The sequence below is a fragment of the Herpetosiphon geysericola genome (genome assembly GCF_001306135.1).
Taxonomy (GTDB): Bacteria; Chloroflexota; Chloroflexia; order Chloroflexales; family Herpetosiphonaceae; genus Herpetosiphon; species Herpetosiphon geysericola.
In genome coordinates this window covers 100,087-116,135 of the sequence record NZ_LGKP01000004.1, presented here as the reverse complement: position 1 = coordinate 116,135, position 16,049 = coordinate 100,087, and the positions used below count along the sequence as shown (strand labels likewise).

The window sequence follows — 16,049 nt, the reverse complement described above, 5'->3', positions numbered from 1 at the left end:
TATTCCTCCTAAGGTGATCGGTTGCACCGCGTTATGGGATTGTTGCGATTTGCCGCTGCTGCTGAGCAGTTGTCACAGTTTGTTGCAACACTGGCTCTAACGTGTGCGGCCATGGCCGACTGATATGCGGCCAGCTTTCCAAGCCAAGGCTATACTCATTGGTTGGTGCGACGATCACAATTGCCTGATCAGGATTAATCGCCAACATTTCGTCAATTAGGCTATGGGCGCTAACAAAGGCTAAAGTTGCATCAAGCACAACCAAGCTTGGTTGCTCGTGGCGGTAAATTGCTAAAGCTTCGCGGCTATCTAAGCAGCCAATGATGCGCCAATCGCTGGCCGCTAGCTGGGTGCCAAATTCTTCAACCGTATTTGGGTTGTCATCAACGATCACCAGCGTTTGCTTGCTCTCAACTTGGGCATATTTACTGTGGCGTTGCTGCCAGGCTGCTTTGGTTGGCAAGCAAACCCGAAATTGGGTGCCGCGATTGATCTCGCTTTCGACCGTAATGTCGCCACCGTGTAAATCGACCAGCTGCTTGGTGATGCTCATGCCCAAGCCAGTGCCTTCGTACTCGCGATCGTCGCTGCTTTGAATTTGGCGAAACGATTCCCAGATAAATTGCTGCTGTTCGAGCGCGATGCCAATGCCTGTATCGTGAATCAACACCATAACTGTGTCTGCTGTACTCTCAAGAGCTACGCTAATGCGGCCAGTTTCGGTAAATTTAATTGCATTCGACAAAAGATTGAGCACAATTTGCTTGATCGCTTTACTATCAGCCCAAGCCCAATCAAGCTGAGCCGCTTGACGATAATCGACCTGCAAGCCTTTAGCTTCAGCCAAGGGTCGCACGGTTTCCAGCACTTCTTGGGCAATCGCTGCACAATCGACTGGGCCAAAATGCAATTCAACCCGTCCAGCCTCGATTTTGGAAAGATCGAGAATATCGTTGATCAGGTGTAACAAATGTTCACCAGCGCCGCGAACCTGATCTTGATAGCTTTTTTGTTGGCTGTTGAGCGGTCCAAACCAATCGATAAACTCGGTCATGTTGATAATTGCATTCAGCGGGGTGCGCAATTCGTGGCTCATTGTGGCCAGAAACTGCGATTTGCGCAGATTGGCTTGCTCCGCAACGTGTTGCGCCGATTTGGCCTCGTGGACGCTGACCGCTAATTGAGCAGTGCGCTCGTCGACCAAATCTTGCAAATTGGCCTGAAGATGCAACGATTGACGCAGCGCGTTTTCAAGCGCCCGTACAAGCAGCCAGATTAAGAACATAACTATACTTAAAAATAGTAAATTGTAATATGTTGTTGAAAGAATTTCAGTTTGGTAAATATAAAAAAAGATAAAGATCGAAATTATATATAAAAAACCACTTGTAATCATCGTAAAAGATCCACTAATTAACCCAACCATGATAATAGATAATAAAAGTAATAACGTATGGTCAGATATTAGCATATTTAAACGATCAGCAGTATCAGCTATATAAATAAAATATACAAATCCTGTAAAACCTAAAATAACACCCTTAATTGTATATTTTTCCTTGAAAAGGAATAGCATAAATATATAGAGAATTGCCATGCTAATAACATTGTAATCAATAGCGTTCTGAGTAAAGAATCCAAACTGGATTGCATATAAGGTTAATCCTAAGGCAATCCCGCAGCAATAGTTAAATGCTGTTTTGCGCAACTTACGCACCGATTCAAAGCTATTTAAATCCATCCAAAAACTCCTCATTTGTGCGCCAAAGCCAACCCAAGAACGCTTTATGGCTCATGCAATACTTGAGTAGATTATGGCCTAGTATGAGTATACGCCAGCCAAATGCACGCCAATTGTACAAAATCAAAAGCTACTGCTAGTTCAACGCAGTGCGTCATGTTCCGTCAGTCTATGGTATACTATGGCCAAAGCCACAGCGCATGCTTGTGGCAAAAGAGCCACTCAGCAAACCAACGGAGGTTTCTTGAATGCACGCAGTAGTTTGTGTTAAGCAAGTTCCTGAACAAAATAGTGTCAAAATCACTGCCGATAAGCAGATTAACAGCGACGGAATCAATCCAATTATCAATTTGTTTGATGAATATGCGATTGAAGAAGCCTTGCAGTGGGCTGAAAAGAACGATGGCCAAGTAACGGTCATCAGCCTTGGCAGCGACGATGCCACTGATTCACTGAAAAAAGCCTTGGCAATGGGTGCGAACGAAGCAGTCTTGATCAACGACCCAGCTTTGGAGCATGTTGATTCGCAAAGCGCTGCTAAAGTTGTCGCTGCTGCGATCAAGAAACTTGATAATGTTAATATCGTCTTCTGTGGCAAGCAAAGCACCGACGACGAAACCGGCCAATTTGGCCCAGCCTTGGCCCGCTTCCTTGGTTGGCCACAACTGACCTATGTTTTCAAAGTGCACGAATTGAGTGACACCAGCATTGTGGTCGATCGTGCTTTGGAAGACACCCTCGAAACCGTGGAAGCCTCGTTGCCAGTCGTCGTGACGGCGGTTAAAGATTTGAACGAGCCGCGCTACCCATCATTGTTGAAGATTCGCAAAGTTAGCAAGCAACCAATCCCAACTTGGAGTTTAGGCGACCTTGGCCTTGGCGGCAGCGATGTTGCTGGCAATGTGCAAGTTGCTGATCGCGTGCCACCACCAGCCCGCCCATCAGGCGAGATGATTAGTGGTAACGTGCAAACTCAAGTGAGCAGCTTGGTTCAAAAATTGGTTGAAAATCAAATCCTTTAGTAAGTCAAAAGGCAAAAATCAGAAGGCAAAATACTTGCAGCAATGCACTATTTGTCTTCAATGATTGATGATCTTGACTTTTGACTTTTGACTTTTGACTTTCACAATGAGGTGTTTTCATGGCTAGTGGCGTTTGGGTCTTAATTGAACATAAAAATGGCGAAGTGAGCGCAATTTCCAAAGAATTGTTGGGCAAGGGCAAAGAAATTGCCGATGCGCTTGGGCAAAGCGTTGCAGGCTTAGTGCTTGGCAGCAATACGGCTAGCTTGGTCGAGCAAGCATTTGCTGCTGGCGCAAGCAAAGCCTATGTGGTTGATGATGCTAATTTGGCGCAATATACCACCGATGGCTATGTTGCTGCGGCCAAAGCTGCAATCGAAGCCCACCAACCAGAACTGTTTTTGACTGGTTCATCGTTGCAAATGCGCGATTTCACTGGCGCATTGGCTGCTGAGTTGGGCGTAGGCTTGGCTCCCGATGTAACCAATGTGAGCGTAGAAGCAGGCCAATTGACCGCTGTTCGTCCTTCACACGGCGCAAACGTTATCAATAGCTTGAGCTTCGGCGCTGCTCGCCCAGCAATCGCTTCGGTGCGTCGCCAAGTTGGTAAGCCAATTGCTGGCGCTGGCGCTGGCGAAGTGGTGAATGTGGCAATGCCTGCGGTCACGATTCGGACCAAAGTGCGCAATGTTGAGCAACGCACGGGCGCTGTGAACTTAGCCGATGCAACCGTGATTGTTTCTGGTGGCCGTGGCCTTGGCTCGCCTGAAAACTACGAAAAACTCATCCCTGAATTAGCTCGGGTGATGGGTGGCACGCACGGCGCTTCGCGCGCAGTTGTCGATGCTGGCTGGATCGCCTACGAGCGCCAAGTTGGTCAAACCGGCAAAACCGTTGCGCCAAAATTGTATGTTGCCTGTGGGATTTCAGGCGCAATTCAGCACCTCGCTGGTATGCGCTCATCAAACACCATTGTGGCAATCAACAAAGATCCCGAAGCCCCAATTTTCAAGGTTGCAACCTACGGGATTGTTGGCGATATTAACGAAATCTTGCCAGCTTTGACTGCTGAAGTAAAAGCCAAAACTGGCCGCTAATTAGTTTCTGGTTATAGCAACACACGGATCAACATTTGATCCGTGTGTTGCTATTTAAGCCTACGATTCTGGCCCGTAAACCCTAACTCTTCAAAGCTTAAGCTTAAGCTTCGATTAATCTAGCTAGCTATTGAGTGTGTTATGCTAGCGAGGCACTTTTAATGTGACATGTCAACGATTACAATTCTAGTAGAACATTGCTCCCAGTAACTCGCCTGACACGTTGATCTTTTCTATTGGTATTGGGAGGCAGGATGACGGCACCAATCGTTCAAGCTGAGTATGAGCAGCTGAAGCAAATTGCAACCAAATTTGGTCAATTGAGAGACCGAGTTTCAAGCTTACAACAACAACTTAATCAATTGCATCAGCAATTAGCCAACAACTGGCATGGCGATGCCTTTAAAGCCTTTGAGCATGAATATACTGGCGAGGTTGTGCCAGCATTAAAGCGGCTTGAAAACAACTTTAGCGTAGCCCAAAGTGTCACTGGTGAGATTAGCAAAATCTTTCGCCAAGCAGAGGAAGAAGCTGCTGGCCTGTTTAAAGGCAAAATGGTTGCTGCGGCGGCGGCTGCACCGAAGAATGATGAAGGCAGTTGGTGGAGCAAAACTTGGGGCAAAGCGAGCGAATGGGTCCATGGTGGGCTTGATGTTCTCGGCTTTATCCCTGGGTTTGGTGAAATTGCCGATGGCGCCAATGCCCTGATTTACCTCGCCGAGGGTCGCCATCTTGAGGCCGCGATCTCGGCTGCTGCGATGATTCCGATTGTCGGTGATGCAGGCAAACTTGGCAAATGGGGCGTTAAAGCTGGCAAAGAAATCGTCGAGGAAGTTGTCGAAGAAGGAGCCGAGCGGGTTGTCAAAGAGGTCGCTGAGGAAGTTGTCGAAGAAGGAGCTGAACGGGCTGCCAAACAGGTTCCTGAAGCTTTAGCTAATCGAACCTATCGTGAAGTCGAAATTGTCGATGCGAAGGGTAGCCCACTGGGCGAATTTGATAAGATCGATAATGGTATTATCGTTGAAGAAAAAGCTGCGCAAGGACTTGATAGGGTTAATCCTCGTACAGGTCTACCTGCTCAAACTGCCGATCAATGGGCCGAAAAGCAAATTTACAAGAAAACTCAAGTTCGGATTGATAATCTCGATGAGGCTGTGAGTTCGCGGCCAACCGTAAATGGCTCGCCTGATGTGCCTTCATTAGAAGATATCAAAACAATCCGCGATATTCGCTTCCATTTAAATGGTGATTCTCCAGAACTGCGGAGTGCGGTGCAAAAACAAATGGATGCACTGAAACAACGCTATCCTGATTGGAATTTTGACGCGGAGTATGGCTTATAATCGGTTTTTTATTGAAGGCTAGCTATGTTTCACCAAATAGCTAGCCTAAGCATTGAGGTCAATGTTATATGTCTATCGCTTTGCTTATTACATCAGCAGATGGCAAAGATACGCTTTTTCCGATTGCAACCGAAGCAATATTTAGCAGCTATTGGCTGCCAATTATTGAGGAGCATAATTTACAATTTCTTCGCTTATTTCAAACAGGACTTCCAGTTGAAAAAGAAGATATTCCTTATATTTTAGATGAAATTAAAATTTTCAGGAATAATCTTTCAAAGACTGGACAACAAAGTTCAATTATTAATGAACGCCTTGATGCAATCAACGAACAATTACAATTATTGGTTGATCAGGACTTTGATAGCATTTACATTGGATAATTGAACACGAAAAGGATTAATATGGATCAAATGGATGTATTTAAGCCAACCGAAATCAACCAGCAAGCGTGGCAGCAATTTGAGCAAACGCTTGATGCACAACGCCAAGCTGGCCACGAGGTTGCGCTTGATCTGCAAGTGATTAACTTGCCGAATGCTGATCAACGCCCAATTATCCTTGCTGCGCGCTATCAGGTTGATGGGTTGCCGTTCTATAAGGCGTTTCATTACCATAATGATGCTGTCTATGATTTAAGTGATGCCACTACTGAGCAATTGTTGGCAGCCTTGCGTAGCACAATTGAGCAGCGAATTCCTCAACCATGGGTTAGCGCTCGCGTGGTTGCCGAAATTCCGGCAGCTGACCATGGCTTGCTCTACGGGCGATTTAGCTCGGCCAACCAATTGCGCCACGAGCAAGGCTTTGAGGTCGATTATCAACTCTTTTTCATTCTGCGCGAGCTGCGCGAACGCTCCAAGCCTGCTTGGAACGCAATCGAGCTTGTGACCAGCCCGCAACAACCACTGCGCCTGACTATGAGCTTTGCTGATGGTCAGGTTGAACAAACAAGCTTCTAAATTTAATCCCAGGATCAATTATAATTGTTGATCCTGGGATTCTTTATTTAATCGGTTAACCTGCTTAGTTAAACGAATCAATATGCAGTATGATCCAACACGCTATAGGTTGCATGATGGTATAATTGAGGCAATTGAATATGATGCTCAACTACAGCAATTAATATTACATATCGAATATAACCTTAATTTAGCAGTTAATTATGATCCTGCATCGCCAGACGATGATTTTCGCCAAACGCGATTACTCTTGGCCGGAGTTGAAGTAATTCCATCAGAACTAGCACGAATTATTCAAGCTATCGCTGATAATGCTGATTGCTATGGCGATATTTTGGAATGCAACTGGAACAATAATTATACTTCTACAACGCTTGAAATCCTGCTGAATTTTTTTGATCCTGCGAAACAGACTGAAGAATTTATCCAAACTCAAATTTGTTATCAGACGGTCGAATGGCAGATTGATCCGCCGTTTGAGCAGGCTTAAACGTGCCAGCAATTACCTCATCCGTATTTCATGGAAGGGTGTTCATGCAAAAGCTCCGTTTAGCTGCTGATTATTGGTGTTATCCGGTCTGGTGGAATGATGGCATTCAGTTTGGCGATATTGATCCCAGCGAGTTGCCACTCAGCCCAAACCTCATTGCCGATTTGATGGCTTGGTCGGATACATTTGATGCGATTTATGTTGATGATGATCCGGCGAGTTCGGGCTTTGCAACTCGTGCCGCAGAGCAGCAATTTGCCGAGCAAGGCTTGGCGTTGGCCCAACGACTGCAAGCAGAACTCGGCACTGAATATCAGATTGAATATACCTATCGGGTTAAAGGTCACTATTGAAGCTGACGAATGCTCAGTTTGGCTTCTTTGCAGCCCGCTGCATCGCTTCAACCCCAAAGGCATTTGTATAGCGCTCGCCTACTTGAAAAGTGCTGATCAATGTGGCAAGTGCCTGATCTGGATCGGCTATAACCAATTGCTGGAGATAGCCTAGCGCTTCATGTTTATCAATTTGGCCATAAAGTGTATAGTAGCTAGCGTGCAAACTCGCATAAATAGCTTCATGCCAACCTACATCGGCAATCAATCGGGCATACAGCGGCGCTTTTAAATGCCAAGCAGTAGTAGCTGAACTTCGCAGAACGCTTGCCAAAAGCGCAGTATTGGCATCATGCGTTAAGCGATGCCAAATTGAATCACAATTGCTACAAAGTTCAAACCAATCAAGCGCTAGGTGATATTCGAGCGGGCCAGCCCAAGCAGGATCGCCTTGGGCCAAAATGCGTCGAACCTCTGCCCAAAAAAGGGCTTGGGTTGGCGGATCAAAATGTTGATAACGGCTCCAATTCAGCATGAGCAACGCATAGCCTGGCAAATCTTCGTAGATCGCAACCATGAGCAAGAGCTTTTCGCTATCAGTTAGCTCATTGGCTGCATCCCAAATTAAGCTATCAATTTCATGCAGCGTGTCTGAACTATAGAACAGCCCATGTGGGTTATTGGTTTGCGAGCCATACCAACGCGCATCCTCAGCTTCGAGCTCATATATCTCAGGGCTAATCTGCTCGATAATGGTTTGTTTATGCATTGTGGGCTACCCAGCATTTTGGATGGCTAAATAATCTTGCAACCACCCTGAAACATTATCTTGATAGTCTTTGGTTTGAGCTGGATCAAGGCCATTCAGCGCTTGGCGCCACGAAAGCGCTCGATTGATCATGCCAAGCCGATAGGCAAGATCCAGGGCTTGGTCAAGTTGCTGGCGCGGAGCAAATTGGGTCCATGGCTCCAAATAGGCATCGCGCAGGCGTTGCAACTCTGGGCCTTGCTCATCGAGTTTGAGCCAATGGGCGGCGGCACGCAGCGTCACCACCATCGAAAAGAAAGGATGGCTCACGCTGCAATCGCTCCAATCAGTGAAGGTGTAGCCACGCGCTGCATAAAGCACATTATTTTCGTGAATTTCCTCGTGAGTCAGGGTTTCTGGCAAGCCAAATCCAGCCAAAGCTTGACATTGCTCTTGAACAATTGGCTGCAAGGCTTGCAGTTGTTGATGTTCGGCAGTGCTCAAGCCAGATGCTTGATCGATCAACAAGTTGGCATGATCGTTCAGCAATTCAGCAAAGAGCTTAGGAAAATGAGCCAAACGCCGATCAGGCAGGCCTAAATCGAGCAATGCTGGCACGCGGGCAGCAAGCTGGATTTGCAATTCGCTATACTGGGGTAACAATGCATCCCAGTGCGCAAGTTGGCTGCGATCTTGGCCAAGTTGACGTAAGGTTGTGCCAGCATCGGCGGAAAGAATCCAGCCTTGGCTTGGCTCGATGGCTAAAACAGGCACATTACAGGCTGGTTGCCACGTGGCTAGGGCTTGGGTTAGGCCAGCCTCATAGCGAAAGGCTGGAGCCGGAGCTTTGAAATAGACCAAGCCTTGGTCGGTGCTCATTTGGGCAAAGGCCGACCATGGGCGTTGATGAATAAGTTCGATTGGCGCGTTGAGCTGGCGACCATGAGCGCTAAGCTGTTGCTCAATCCAGCTGCTGATTGTGCTAAACCAGTCGGCTTGATCCCATGGCAATTGGGTAGTTGGGGCTTGCATCCAGACCTCCTTCGACAAAAACAGTGGCTAGTGTAGGTCGATGGCTGGCTGCCAACATCGGTCTAACGATTGGTTTGTGATCATTGGGGCAAAAAATGCCCCTCGACTGAGTTCAGTCGAGGGGCAGATAGCTACGCGCCGCTTGGAGCGAAGCGGTTGGTGGGCGGCGGATTTGCTGCTTGACTGTTGCTAATCAAGCCATCGACCGCCTGAATTTGGCTTTCGTCGCCAATCACGCCCAACGTATCGCCTGGTTCGAGGGTCAATTGCGATTCTGGATTGCTAATCAATTGTTGATTGCGCAATACGGCAATGACCGAAGCTCCGGTTTGGGCGCGAAAGTTGAGCATCGCCAAACTTTGGCCAACTAAGCTGCTATTGGCGTTAATACTGCGCCATGCAATCTCAAAGCCACGCACACTCTGGATCAATTGTTCAAGCACCAGATGTTCAGTTGGCACAATGTTGGTGTGATATTGATCGCGGCGTACAGCATCGGTATAGCCTTGAACTTGGGTTGCTGCATAGCCCAAGCGCAAAAGGGTATGGCGAATAATTTCTAAGCCACCCTCTAGTTCTGGGTGAATCACATCGTGAGCACCTAATTTTGCTAAGCGTTCTACGCCAGAATTGGTTGCAGCGCGGGCCACAATTGGCAAGTTTGGCGCAAGATCGCGGGCAGCGGCAACGACTAATTCACTTGCTGCCTCATTGGGCAAGGTCACAACCAAGGCCTTGGCTTTATCGAGCTTAGCGTGTGTCAGCACTTCCGAGTTGGCAGCATCGCCAATCAAGGTTGGAATATTTTTGGTCATAAAATCGTCGGCGCGATGATTATCTGCTTCGACAACCACAAAGGGGATTTTTAAGCGCTGCAACACCGTGCCAATGTGTTCGCCGACCCGCCCGTAGCCAACCACGACCACATGATCGGTTTCTGGTAATTTGGTTTTTTCAGGTTCGATTGCTGCGTGGCGTTCGAAGCGTGCCCACAGCCGTGGATAGCGCTTGAGCCATGTTTCAACATGCGGAATCGACCAGAACATCACTGGATTGAGCATAATTGAGAAGATCGCTCCAGCCAAAAGCAGCGAATATTGATCTTGGGTCAAAACACCTAAGCCAACCCCAGCTTGGCCGACAATAAACGAAAATTCACCAATTTGGCTGAGTCCTGCGGCCACCACAATCATTGTGCGGCCAGATGAAGGCAAAATCAGGCCCAAAAACAGGGTGAAGATGGCCTTGCCGAAGACGATCAAGGCGGTGAGGGCGATAACTTGGCCAATATTGTTCCACACATAGATTGGATTGACCAACATTCCCACCGAAACAAAGAAAATCACTGCAAAGATTTCGCGGAAGGGCAGCACTTCATCGCCAATTTGGTGACTGAGGTCGGATTCGCCCAAAACCACGCCCGCCAAGAAGGCTCCAAGCGCCAATGAAACCTCAAAGGCTGCGGTTGCTGCAAAGGCTGTGCCAAGTGCGACCGCCACCGAGGCCAAAATAAACAGCTCGCGTGAGCGCGAATGAGAGATCCAAGTCAGCAACCAGGGCAAGAAGCGTCCGCCAGCAAATAGAATCAAAACCACAAAGATGGTGGTTTTGAGCAAGGCGATGCCACCAGCGGCCCAAGGATTACCGCCACTGCTGCCGAAAAAGGCTGGCAGCAAGACCAAAATGAGCACAGTAGCTAAATCTTCAAGCACCAACCAGCCAACGGCGGTTTGGCCAGCTGGCGTATTCAGCTCGCCTGCATCCATCAAGCCGCGCAGCAACACCACCGTACTGGCGATCGAAAGCGCTAGGCCCATAACCAAGCCTGCGGCAGTAGACCAGCCCCACAAACGCGTTAGCCCAAAGCCCAAGCCTGTGGCCAACAGCATTTGCAGGGCTGCACCTGGAATTGCGACTTTGCGCACAGCCCATAAATCTTTGAGCGAAAAGTGAAGGCCGACTCCAAACATGAGGAAAATAACCCCAATTTCTGCAAGCTGGCTAATATCACCAACATCGCCTTTGAAGCCGGGCGTGAACGGGCCAATGAGCATGCCTGCTAAAAGGTAGCCAACGATTGTTGGCAGGCCGAGGCGGCGGGCAAGTAAGCCGCCAGCAAAGGCCGCAACCAAAGCAACCGAGATATTGGTGATCAACGATATATCATGGGGCATCGGCACCTCCTGAATGAGTTGTAGTTGCTAAAACTGTTAGAATTGGGGCTAATTTGACGAGTGTGCTGCCATCGCTTGCATTGCGCAACGGGCAGCCTTGTTGTTCGAGTTCTTGCCGCAGTTGGACTGGATCAAGTTGGAAAAAACAGGCAGCCTCGATCAGATCGACGGTGCCATTGGCCACAACCAAGCGTTTTGGGCGCCAGATTGGCACGACCCGCCGCTGAATCAGATCGCCAAGAATTAGCGTAACGACCGCGAACGGTGCTGCTTGGCTAATGATCGTCGGCAACTGATAGGGCGGCAGGGTTGGTTCGCACATGCTAATTGCTAGGGCAAGCAGCAGCGGGTAGAGAAAAAGATGACCCGGGCGTTTAAGCGGCTTGAGGGCAATTAATAAGCCAAGGCTAAGAAGCTGAATTGCAATGCCAACATGGCTCCAACGCGGGGCAAGCTCAGCAAAAAGCAACAGGATGGTTAAGCCAGCGCTCATCATAAAACACCAGCGTAGCAGCCGATCGAGCAATACTAACGGTGGTGACAATGAAGATATAGGCATTAACACCTCCATAAAGCACACGAGCTAGCTTCACAGAGCGAAGCTGCCTGCTAGACGGGTGCTGCTTGATGAATGAGTATCTATGCGTATAATAAAGATCTTTATGATCGTTGTCAAGTTCAATCTGCTTGAAAATATTTTCTTAATAATTGAGTTTTAGTCCTGTAGATGAAGCATGATTTTTATAAAAATCATCAAGTTACTTGAATAATAAAGGGGAATTATGCAGCGACATCATATTGATCGACTGGTCGAAGATTTATTTGTTCTCGCGCCCCAACTGCATCGCTTGGTCGATCTTGAGGTGCGACGGCAACTCGATGGCTCAACCAGCGCCGCCCAATTACGCATGTTGAATGAACTTCAGCATGGCCCACAATCGTTGAGTGGCTTGGCGCGGCAACAACATGTTAGCCCGCAGGCCATTAGCGAGCTGCTGCCTGCCTTAGTTGAGCGCTGTTGGATCGAGCGGATTCCGCATCCGCAAGATCGGCGGCAACAGCTTTTGCAATTAACTGCTGCTGGCTTAACTGCGGTGCGCCAAGCCCAAACTCAAGCCCATAAGCAGCTTACTGCCCACGTCGCTGGTTTGAGCGAGGTCGAATTGAGCATTTTGGCAGCGGCCTTGCCCGCCTTGCAACGCCTGCTCGATTTGGCGAAGCGCGCCGATGAGGGATGAAGAGCAACCGAAGGATGAATTATGAATTATGAGGGATGAGGGATGAAGAGCACAGAGCATAGAGCATAGAGCATAAAGGCTATAGGCTTCAGGCTATGGGCTATCGGGAATAGGATGGAATACCAAAACCAATAGCCAATAGCCAACAGCCAGAGCCTTCGTGCGCTTCGTGTTCTTCGTGGTTTCGTGCGCTTCGTGGATCATATTTTAACGCAGAGGTGCAGACCAACCATGGATTAAAGCCCCTTGCTCGTTAGTTAGACAGGCAAGGGGCTTAGGGCGTTTCATATTATTAATTTGACATAATTAATGATTACTGAACTGCTGCATAGACATTAATCCGGCCACACGACCAATAGGTGCCAGTGCCTGCAATTGGGTTGGCGGTGGCGCAAATGCGATCGCGAATTTGGGCGTTGGTGCGGTTTTGCGAGGCCAACAGGCCTGCTAAACCAGCAACATGGGCGGTTGCAGTTGAGGTGCCGCTAATGGTGTTGTAGCCGCCATTGAGCCAAGTTGAATAGATGCTGACTCCTGGGGCTGCAACTTTGACCCATGTGCCATAGCCCGATGAGGGAGTTTTAATGTCGGTCTTGCCGCTGGCTGCCACGGGGAAGCAGTTGGCATAGCCAGCAGGATAAGTTGGCGTACCACTGTTGCTGCCACCAACTGCACAGCTGAGGAATGCACCTTTGTTCCAGGCATAATCAACAGCATTTTTTAAGGTGGTTGAGGCACTGCCACCAAGCCCTAAGTTGATAACTTTGGCTCCATTGTTGGCAGCATAGGTGATGCCTTGCGCCACGGCGGCAAGCGTGCCACTCCCATTATTATTAAACACCCGAATTGGCATCAAGCGACAATTTGGACATAAGCCAGCGCCACCAGTGCTATTGTTGGTTTCGGCGGCGGCTGTGCCAGCCAAGTGCGTGCCATGGCCGTTGCCATCGGTTGCATTGGTGTCGTTATCCACAAAATCGTAGCCAGCCACAATGTTGGCATCAAGATCAGGGTGATTGATTTGAATGCCTGTATCAACGATCGCGATAATCACGCTGGAATTACCTTGGGTAATATTCCAGCCATCGTAAGCTTTGATAACGCCCCAAGCCCATTGTTGGGCAATGCCCGGATCGTTGGGCGTGTACAGCGGCACATAGATGTAGTTTGGTTCGACATACTCAACCGCTGGATTATTTTTCAGCTCGGCTAAAACGCGCTCGGTTTGCTCGATCGAAGCATTGTTTTTGAGCGCAGCAAATTCGATTAGCTCAAGATCAAGGCTATCGAGGTGTTGGAGTTGATCGGCGCCGAGGTTTTTGAGGGTGGTCTTGCGGTCTGCTTTGGAGAGGGAATTGTTGAACTTAATCAGATATTGGCCTGCAACGGCGGGCGCTTCTGCTGCCGCCAAATTTTCAGGTGTTTTTTCCTTCAAACGAGTCTGCCCAGCAGTGATTGTCGGTGCTGCCAAGCCAAGGATACAGCCAACAACCAATGTTCGTAGCCATAGACGCTTCATATAAGCCTCCTCAACAACGAGTTGCAACCCACAGTTATCCAGTACGCTTCCAACAAGGCGGTCGTACCTCTACCTGAGCAACGATGTTGAGCACAACACGGCGAGGCCAGCAGATCGACGTTTTCGCTCCTTTCGTTTAATGAACTAGCCACTGTATACTAGCCGATTTTAGTGAATTTGTAAAAAATATTAATAAATAGATAATTAATCCACGAAGAGCACGAAGGATTCAGAAGTTAGTTTTAACGCAGAGGCGCAGAGAACGAAAGGATGAGGAATGCAGGCAAAAGTCAAAAGGCAGAAATCAAAAAAGAACACAGAACATCGCGAAAGGATGAGGGATGAAGGATGAAACCCAATAGCCCAAAGCCCAATCCTCACCATCTGTGGTAATCTGTGGCGAAAATAAGCAGCATTCGTGGAATTCGTGGCGAAAAACTTAACCTTCGCGTTCTTCGTGCGCTTCGTGGTTTCAACGGCTGAATTTTAACACAGAGGCGCAGAGAAATCATGGCTCTAGACTGTGGGCTATTAGGGAGCAGGAATAAAATCAAAACAATCTGTGCCAAAAAAACTTAACCTTCGTGTCCTTCGTGGATCAATGATCAGCGCAGAGGATGCGAGGATTTTGGCTAACGGAATATGGTTGTGGTAGCTCAAGCATTCCGCTAGCCTATAGCCTACAGCCTCTCGCCTTTGCGCTCTTCGCGGTTTCAACGGCTGAATTTTTACCGCAGCGGTGCATCAGCCAAGACAAAAATATCCAAATCGCGGTCGCTATTGATCAGTTTGGTCAGCAACGAGCCGCCGCGCAGCTCATCCCAGCGTGAGCGCACAGGCCGCCCAATAAAGATCCCAGTTGCATGCTGCTCGTGCGCCACTTGGAGCATCGCCGCTGCCACATCTTTTTCCTCGATAATCACCACCTCGTGGCACAACTCCTCTGCATAATCGATGTGTTCGCGGGCCGCCAAACGATAGCCACTGGAGCCACCACCAGGCGGGCGAATATGCACCCCAATCAACAATGCGCCCATGCCATAGGCCAAATCGGCGGCCCGTTGCAACAAATACATGGCACTAGGATTGAATCCAATCCCCACCAACCAACGCGGACGTTCGGCGCTATCGCTCAATGGGCGGCGAATTTCGAGCAAGGCATGGGTTGCAGCCCGCAGTTGATTCAACACATCAAGGCGTAGCGAGGTGCTACGCGCTTGCTCTGCTTCTGGCGGAGCCAGCAAAATCCCTTCATCGAGTTGGCGAATAATATCAATTGGCTCAGGATCGATCAGCACCAACTCGCTGGCTTGCTCCAAGGCTGTTTCAGGAATAATCGGCGTTGGCGTAATATCAGTCAAACGGGTAAAAATAGGCGCAATCGTGGTCAAATTATAGGCATAAATCGTTGACCAAACCGCAACTCCGGCCATACGCAGTTGCTCGACCAACTTCAACGGCTCGATTGGCTGATCTGGCAAGCCATGTTGATGCGCTAAGTTGCCAAGCACAATAATTTGGGGTGGATCGCGCAGAATCGTTTCAAGATCAAGCGCTTCAACCCGTTGATTGTTTTGGCGCTCATAAATTAAAGGTAAAGGCCGCAAACCACGGGCAAAATCACATAAATAATCGCTTGAAGCATTAAAGGCAATCCCAACATCATAGCCTTGGGCTGCCAGCAGTTGGGCATCGGCCATCAACCGACGGGTGCAGCCAATGCCTGGTGCTAAGCTCAAATAAATGCGATGTTCGCCATAACGGTGTGAAGCGGATTCAGATCGCATGGAGACCTCATTGCATAGATTGAGCTTTAATTATACCTGTAACGTCAATCGCGTGCCAAAAGCATCTCTGGCAAAACTCGGACCACAATTGGCCGACCGCGCAAATCGCGCTGAGCATAGAACAACGCTCTGCCAGCTTCGAGTTCTTCAACATTCTTGGAAAGTTGAGGGTTGGCCAGCCCAAAACCCATTAAAAAGGCGCCGAAAAAGATCGTAAAGGCCCCACGAAAGAAGTAGGCACAAACAAATGCAATCACTGCCCAAATCAGCCAAGCCCAAATTGGTAAGGGCTTGAGCGCTGGCAATTGTTGAAAATCGCGAGCGGTTTCGGCCTTCAGCAAGCGCTCGCGCAATTTGCGCCAATGGAATTTAATTTGATAAAAATAAATTGCCACTGGAATCACAATACTGATGCCGATTATGCCCGCCAAATCAGCAAGTTTAAAGCCACTTTGGCTAATGTCAGAGCCAAGAAACAGCACACCCAAAGCGAGCAAGATGCCGCCAGCGATGCAGAGCCAACGCCCGACTTGGCGTAATTGTTCAGTTAAGCGCATTGCATGC

Annotated in this window: 16 protein-coding genes; 8 read left to right on the top strand and 8 right to left on the bottom strand. The window is 48.6% G+C overall.

What is annotated here, in order from left to right; translation table 11 throughout:
- Positions 1-31: 31 nt before the first annotated feature.
- Positions 32-1,285, bottom strand: a complete 1,254-nt coding sequence (locus tag SE18_RS01440; RefSeq protein WP_160319454.1) for a hybrid sensor histidine kinase/response regulator — start codon at positions 1,283-1,285, stop codon at positions 32-34.
- A 704-nt stretch (positions 1,286-1,989) separates the two neighbouring features.
- Here SE18_RS01440 and SE18_RS01435 point away from each other — a divergent pair.
- The 7 genes from SE18_RS01435 to SE18_RS01405 all read left to right on the top strand — a co-directional run bounded on the left by SE18_RS01435 (position 1,990) and on the right by SE18_RS01405 (position 7,008).
- Positions 1,990-2,763, top strand: a complete 774-nt coding sequence (locus SE18_RS01435) for an electron transfer flavoprotein subunit beta/FixA family protein (protein WP_054532635.1) — start codon at positions 1,990-1,992, stop codon at positions 2,761-2,763.
- A 119-nt stretch (positions 2,764-2,882) separates the two neighbouring features.
- Positions 2,883-3,860: an electron transfer flavoprotein subunit alpha/FixB family protein gene (locus SE18_RS01430; RefSeq protein WP_054532634.1), complete on the top strand. Its 978-nt coding sequence runs from the start codon at positions 2,883-2,885 to the stop codon at positions 3,858-3,860.
- Between the two features lie 254 nt (positions 3,861-4,114).
- Complete coding sequence (locus SE18_RS01425; RefSeq protein ID WP_054532633.1) at positions 4,115-5,203, top strand: WXG100 family type VII secretion target; 1,089 nt, start codon at positions 4,115-4,117, stop codon at positions 5,201-5,203.
- A gap of 68 nt (positions 5,204-5,271) precedes the next feature.
- On the top strand, positions 5,272-5,586 hold the full coding sequence (locus SE18_RS01420; protein WP_054532632.1) for a hypothetical protein: 315 nt from the start codon (positions 5,272-5,274) through the stop codon (positions 5,584-5,586).
- Between the two features lie 21 nt (positions 5,587-5,607).
- Positions 5,608-6,165 (top strand): hypothetical protein, encoded by a 558-nt coding sequence (locus SE18_RS01415; protein ID WP_054532631.1) that lies wholly within the window; start codon positions 5,608-5,610, stop codon positions 6,163-6,165.
- An 82-nt stretch (positions 6,166-6,247) separates the two neighbouring features.
- Positions 6,248-6,655, top strand: coding sequence for a hypothetical protein (locus SE18_RS01410; protein WP_054532630.1), 408 nt, complete (start codon positions 6,248-6,250; stop codon positions 6,653-6,655).
- Positions 6,656-6,699: 44 nt separating this feature from the next.
- Entirely contained in the window at positions 6,700-7,008 is a 309-nt protein-coding gene (locus SE18_RS01405) for a hypothetical protein (RefSeq protein ID WP_054532629.1), read from the top strand.
- Positions 7,009-7,021: 13 nt separating this feature from the next.
- Here SE18_RS01405 and SE18_RS01400 read toward each other — a convergent pair whose 3' ends face one another.
- From SE18_RS01400 to SE18_RS01385, 4 genes are all read right to left on the bottom strand, one after another.
- Positions 7,022-7,756 (bottom strand): hypothetical protein, encoded by a 735-nt coding sequence (locus SE18_RS01400; protein ID WP_054532628.1) that lies wholly within the window; start codon positions 7,754-7,756, stop codon positions 7,022-7,024.
- A 6-nt stretch (positions 7,757-7,762) separates the two neighbouring features.
- Complete coding sequence (locus tag SE18_RS01395) at positions 7,763-8,767, bottom strand: hypothetical protein (RefSeq protein ID WP_054532627.1); 1,005 nt, start codon at positions 8,765-8,767, stop codon at positions 7,763-7,765.
- Between the two features lie 131 nt (positions 8,768-8,898).
- On the bottom strand, positions 8,899-10,941 hold the full coding sequence (locus SE18_RS01390) for a cation:proton antiporter domain-containing protein (RefSeq protein WP_054532626.1): 2,043 nt from the start codon (positions 10,939-10,941) through the stop codon (positions 8,899-8,901).
- Positions 10,931-11,500 carry a hypothetical protein gene (locus tag SE18_RS01385; protein ID WP_152976521.1) on the bottom strand — a complete coding sequence of 190 codons (570 nt, stop codon included), beginning with the start codon at positions 11,498-11,500 and terminating at the stop codon, positions 10,931-10,933. Before SE18_RS01385 ends, SE18_RS01390 begins: the two co-directional genes overlap by 11 nt.
- A 223-nt stretch (positions 11,501-11,723) precedes the next feature.
- Between SE18_RS01385 and SE18_RS01380 the strand changes: the two genes are divergently transcribed.
- Positions 11,724-12,179, top strand: a complete 456-nt coding sequence (locus tag SE18_RS01380) for a MarR family winged helix-turn-helix transcriptional regulator (RefSeq protein WP_054532624.1) — start codon at positions 11,724-11,726, stop codon at positions 12,177-12,179.
- A 313-nt stretch (positions 12,180-12,492) separates the two neighbouring features.
- On the opposite strand, the gene SE18_RS01375 is transcribed toward SE18_RS01380, so the two are convergent.
- The 3 genes from SE18_RS01375 to SE18_RS01365 all read right to left on the bottom strand — a co-directional run bounded on the left by SE18_RS01375 (position 12,493) and on the right by SE18_RS01365 (position 16,042).
- Positions 12,493-13,698: a S8 family serine peptidase gene (locus tag SE18_RS01375; RefSeq protein WP_054532623.1), complete on the bottom strand. Its 1,206-nt coding sequence runs from the start codon at positions 13,696-13,698 to the stop codon at positions 12,493-12,495.
- 728 nt (positions 13,699-14,426) lie between these two features.
- The gene (locus tag SE18_RS01370; protein WP_054532622.1) at positions 14,427-15,485 is read right to left on the bottom strand and encodes a histidine kinase; all 1,059 of its coding nucleotides are present in this window, start codon (positions 15,483-15,485) and stop codon (positions 14,427-14,429) included.
- A gap of 44 nt (positions 15,486-15,529) precedes the next feature.
- Entirely contained in the window at positions 15,530-16,042 is a 513-nt protein-coding gene (locus SE18_RS01365) for a hypothetical protein (protein WP_054532621.1), read from the bottom strand.
- Positions 16,043-16,049 lie beyond the last annotated feature (7 nt).

Coding starts and splice junctions, on each gene's coding strand:
- SE18_RS01440 (WP_160319454.1), bottom strand. CDS start 1,285: ATGTTCTTAATCTGGCTGCTTGTACGGGCGCTTGAAAACGCGCTGCGT.
- SE18_RS01435 (WP_054532635.1), top strand. CDS start 1,990: ATGCACGCAGTAGTTTGTGTTAAGCAAGTTCCTGAACAAAATAGTGTC.
- SE18_RS01430 (WP_054532634.1), top strand. CDS start 2,883: ATGGCTAGTGGCGTTTGGGTCTTAATTGAACATAAAAATGGCGAAGTG.
- SE18_RS01425 (WP_054532633.1), top strand. CDS start 4,115: ATGACGGCACCAATCGTTCAAGCTGAGTATGAGCAGCTGAAGCAAATT.
- SE18_RS01420 (WP_054532632.1), top strand. CDS start 5,272: ATGTCTATCGCTTTGCTTATTACATCAGCAGATGGCAAAGATACGCTT.
- SE18_RS01415 (WP_054532631.1), top strand. CDS start 5,608: ATGGATCAAATGGATGTATTTAAGCCAACCGAAATCAACCAGCAAGCG.
- SE18_RS01410 (WP_054532630.1), top strand. CDS start 6,248: ATGCAGTATGATCCAACACGCTATAGGTTGCATGATGGTATAATTGAG.
- SE18_RS01405 (WP_054532629.1), top strand. CDS start 6,700: ATGCAAAAGCTCCGTTTAGCTGCTGATTATTGGTGTTATCCGGTCTGG.
- SE18_RS01400 (WP_054532628.1), bottom strand. CDS start 7,756: ATGCATAAACAAACCATTATCGAGCAGATTAGCCCTGAGATATATGAG.
- SE18_RS01395 (WP_054532627.1), bottom strand. CDS start 8,767: ATGCAAGCCCCAACTACCCAATTGCCATGGGATCAAGCCGACTGGTTT.
- SE18_RS01390 (WP_054532626.1), bottom strand. CDS start 10,941: ATGCCCCATGATATATCGTTGATCACCAATATCTCGGTTGCTTTGGTT.
- SE18_RS01385 (WP_152976521.1), bottom strand. CDS start 11,500: ATGCCTATATCTTCATTGTCACCACCGTTAGTATTGCTCGATCGGCTG.
- SE18_RS01380 (WP_054532624.1), top strand. CDS start 11,724: ATGCAGCGACATCATATTGATCGACTGGTCGAAGATTTATTTGTTCTC.
- SE18_RS01375 (WP_054532623.1), bottom strand. CDS start 13,698: ATGAAGCGTCTATGGCTACGAACATTGGTTGTTGGCTGTATCCTTGGC.
- SE18_RS01370 (WP_054532622.1), bottom strand. CDS start 15,485: ATGCGATCTGAATCCGCTTCACACCGTTATGGCGAACATCGCATTTAT.
- SE18_RS01365 (WP_054532621.1), bottom strand. CDS start 16,042: ATGCGCTTAACTGAACAATTACGCCAAGTCGGGCGTTGGCTCTGCATC.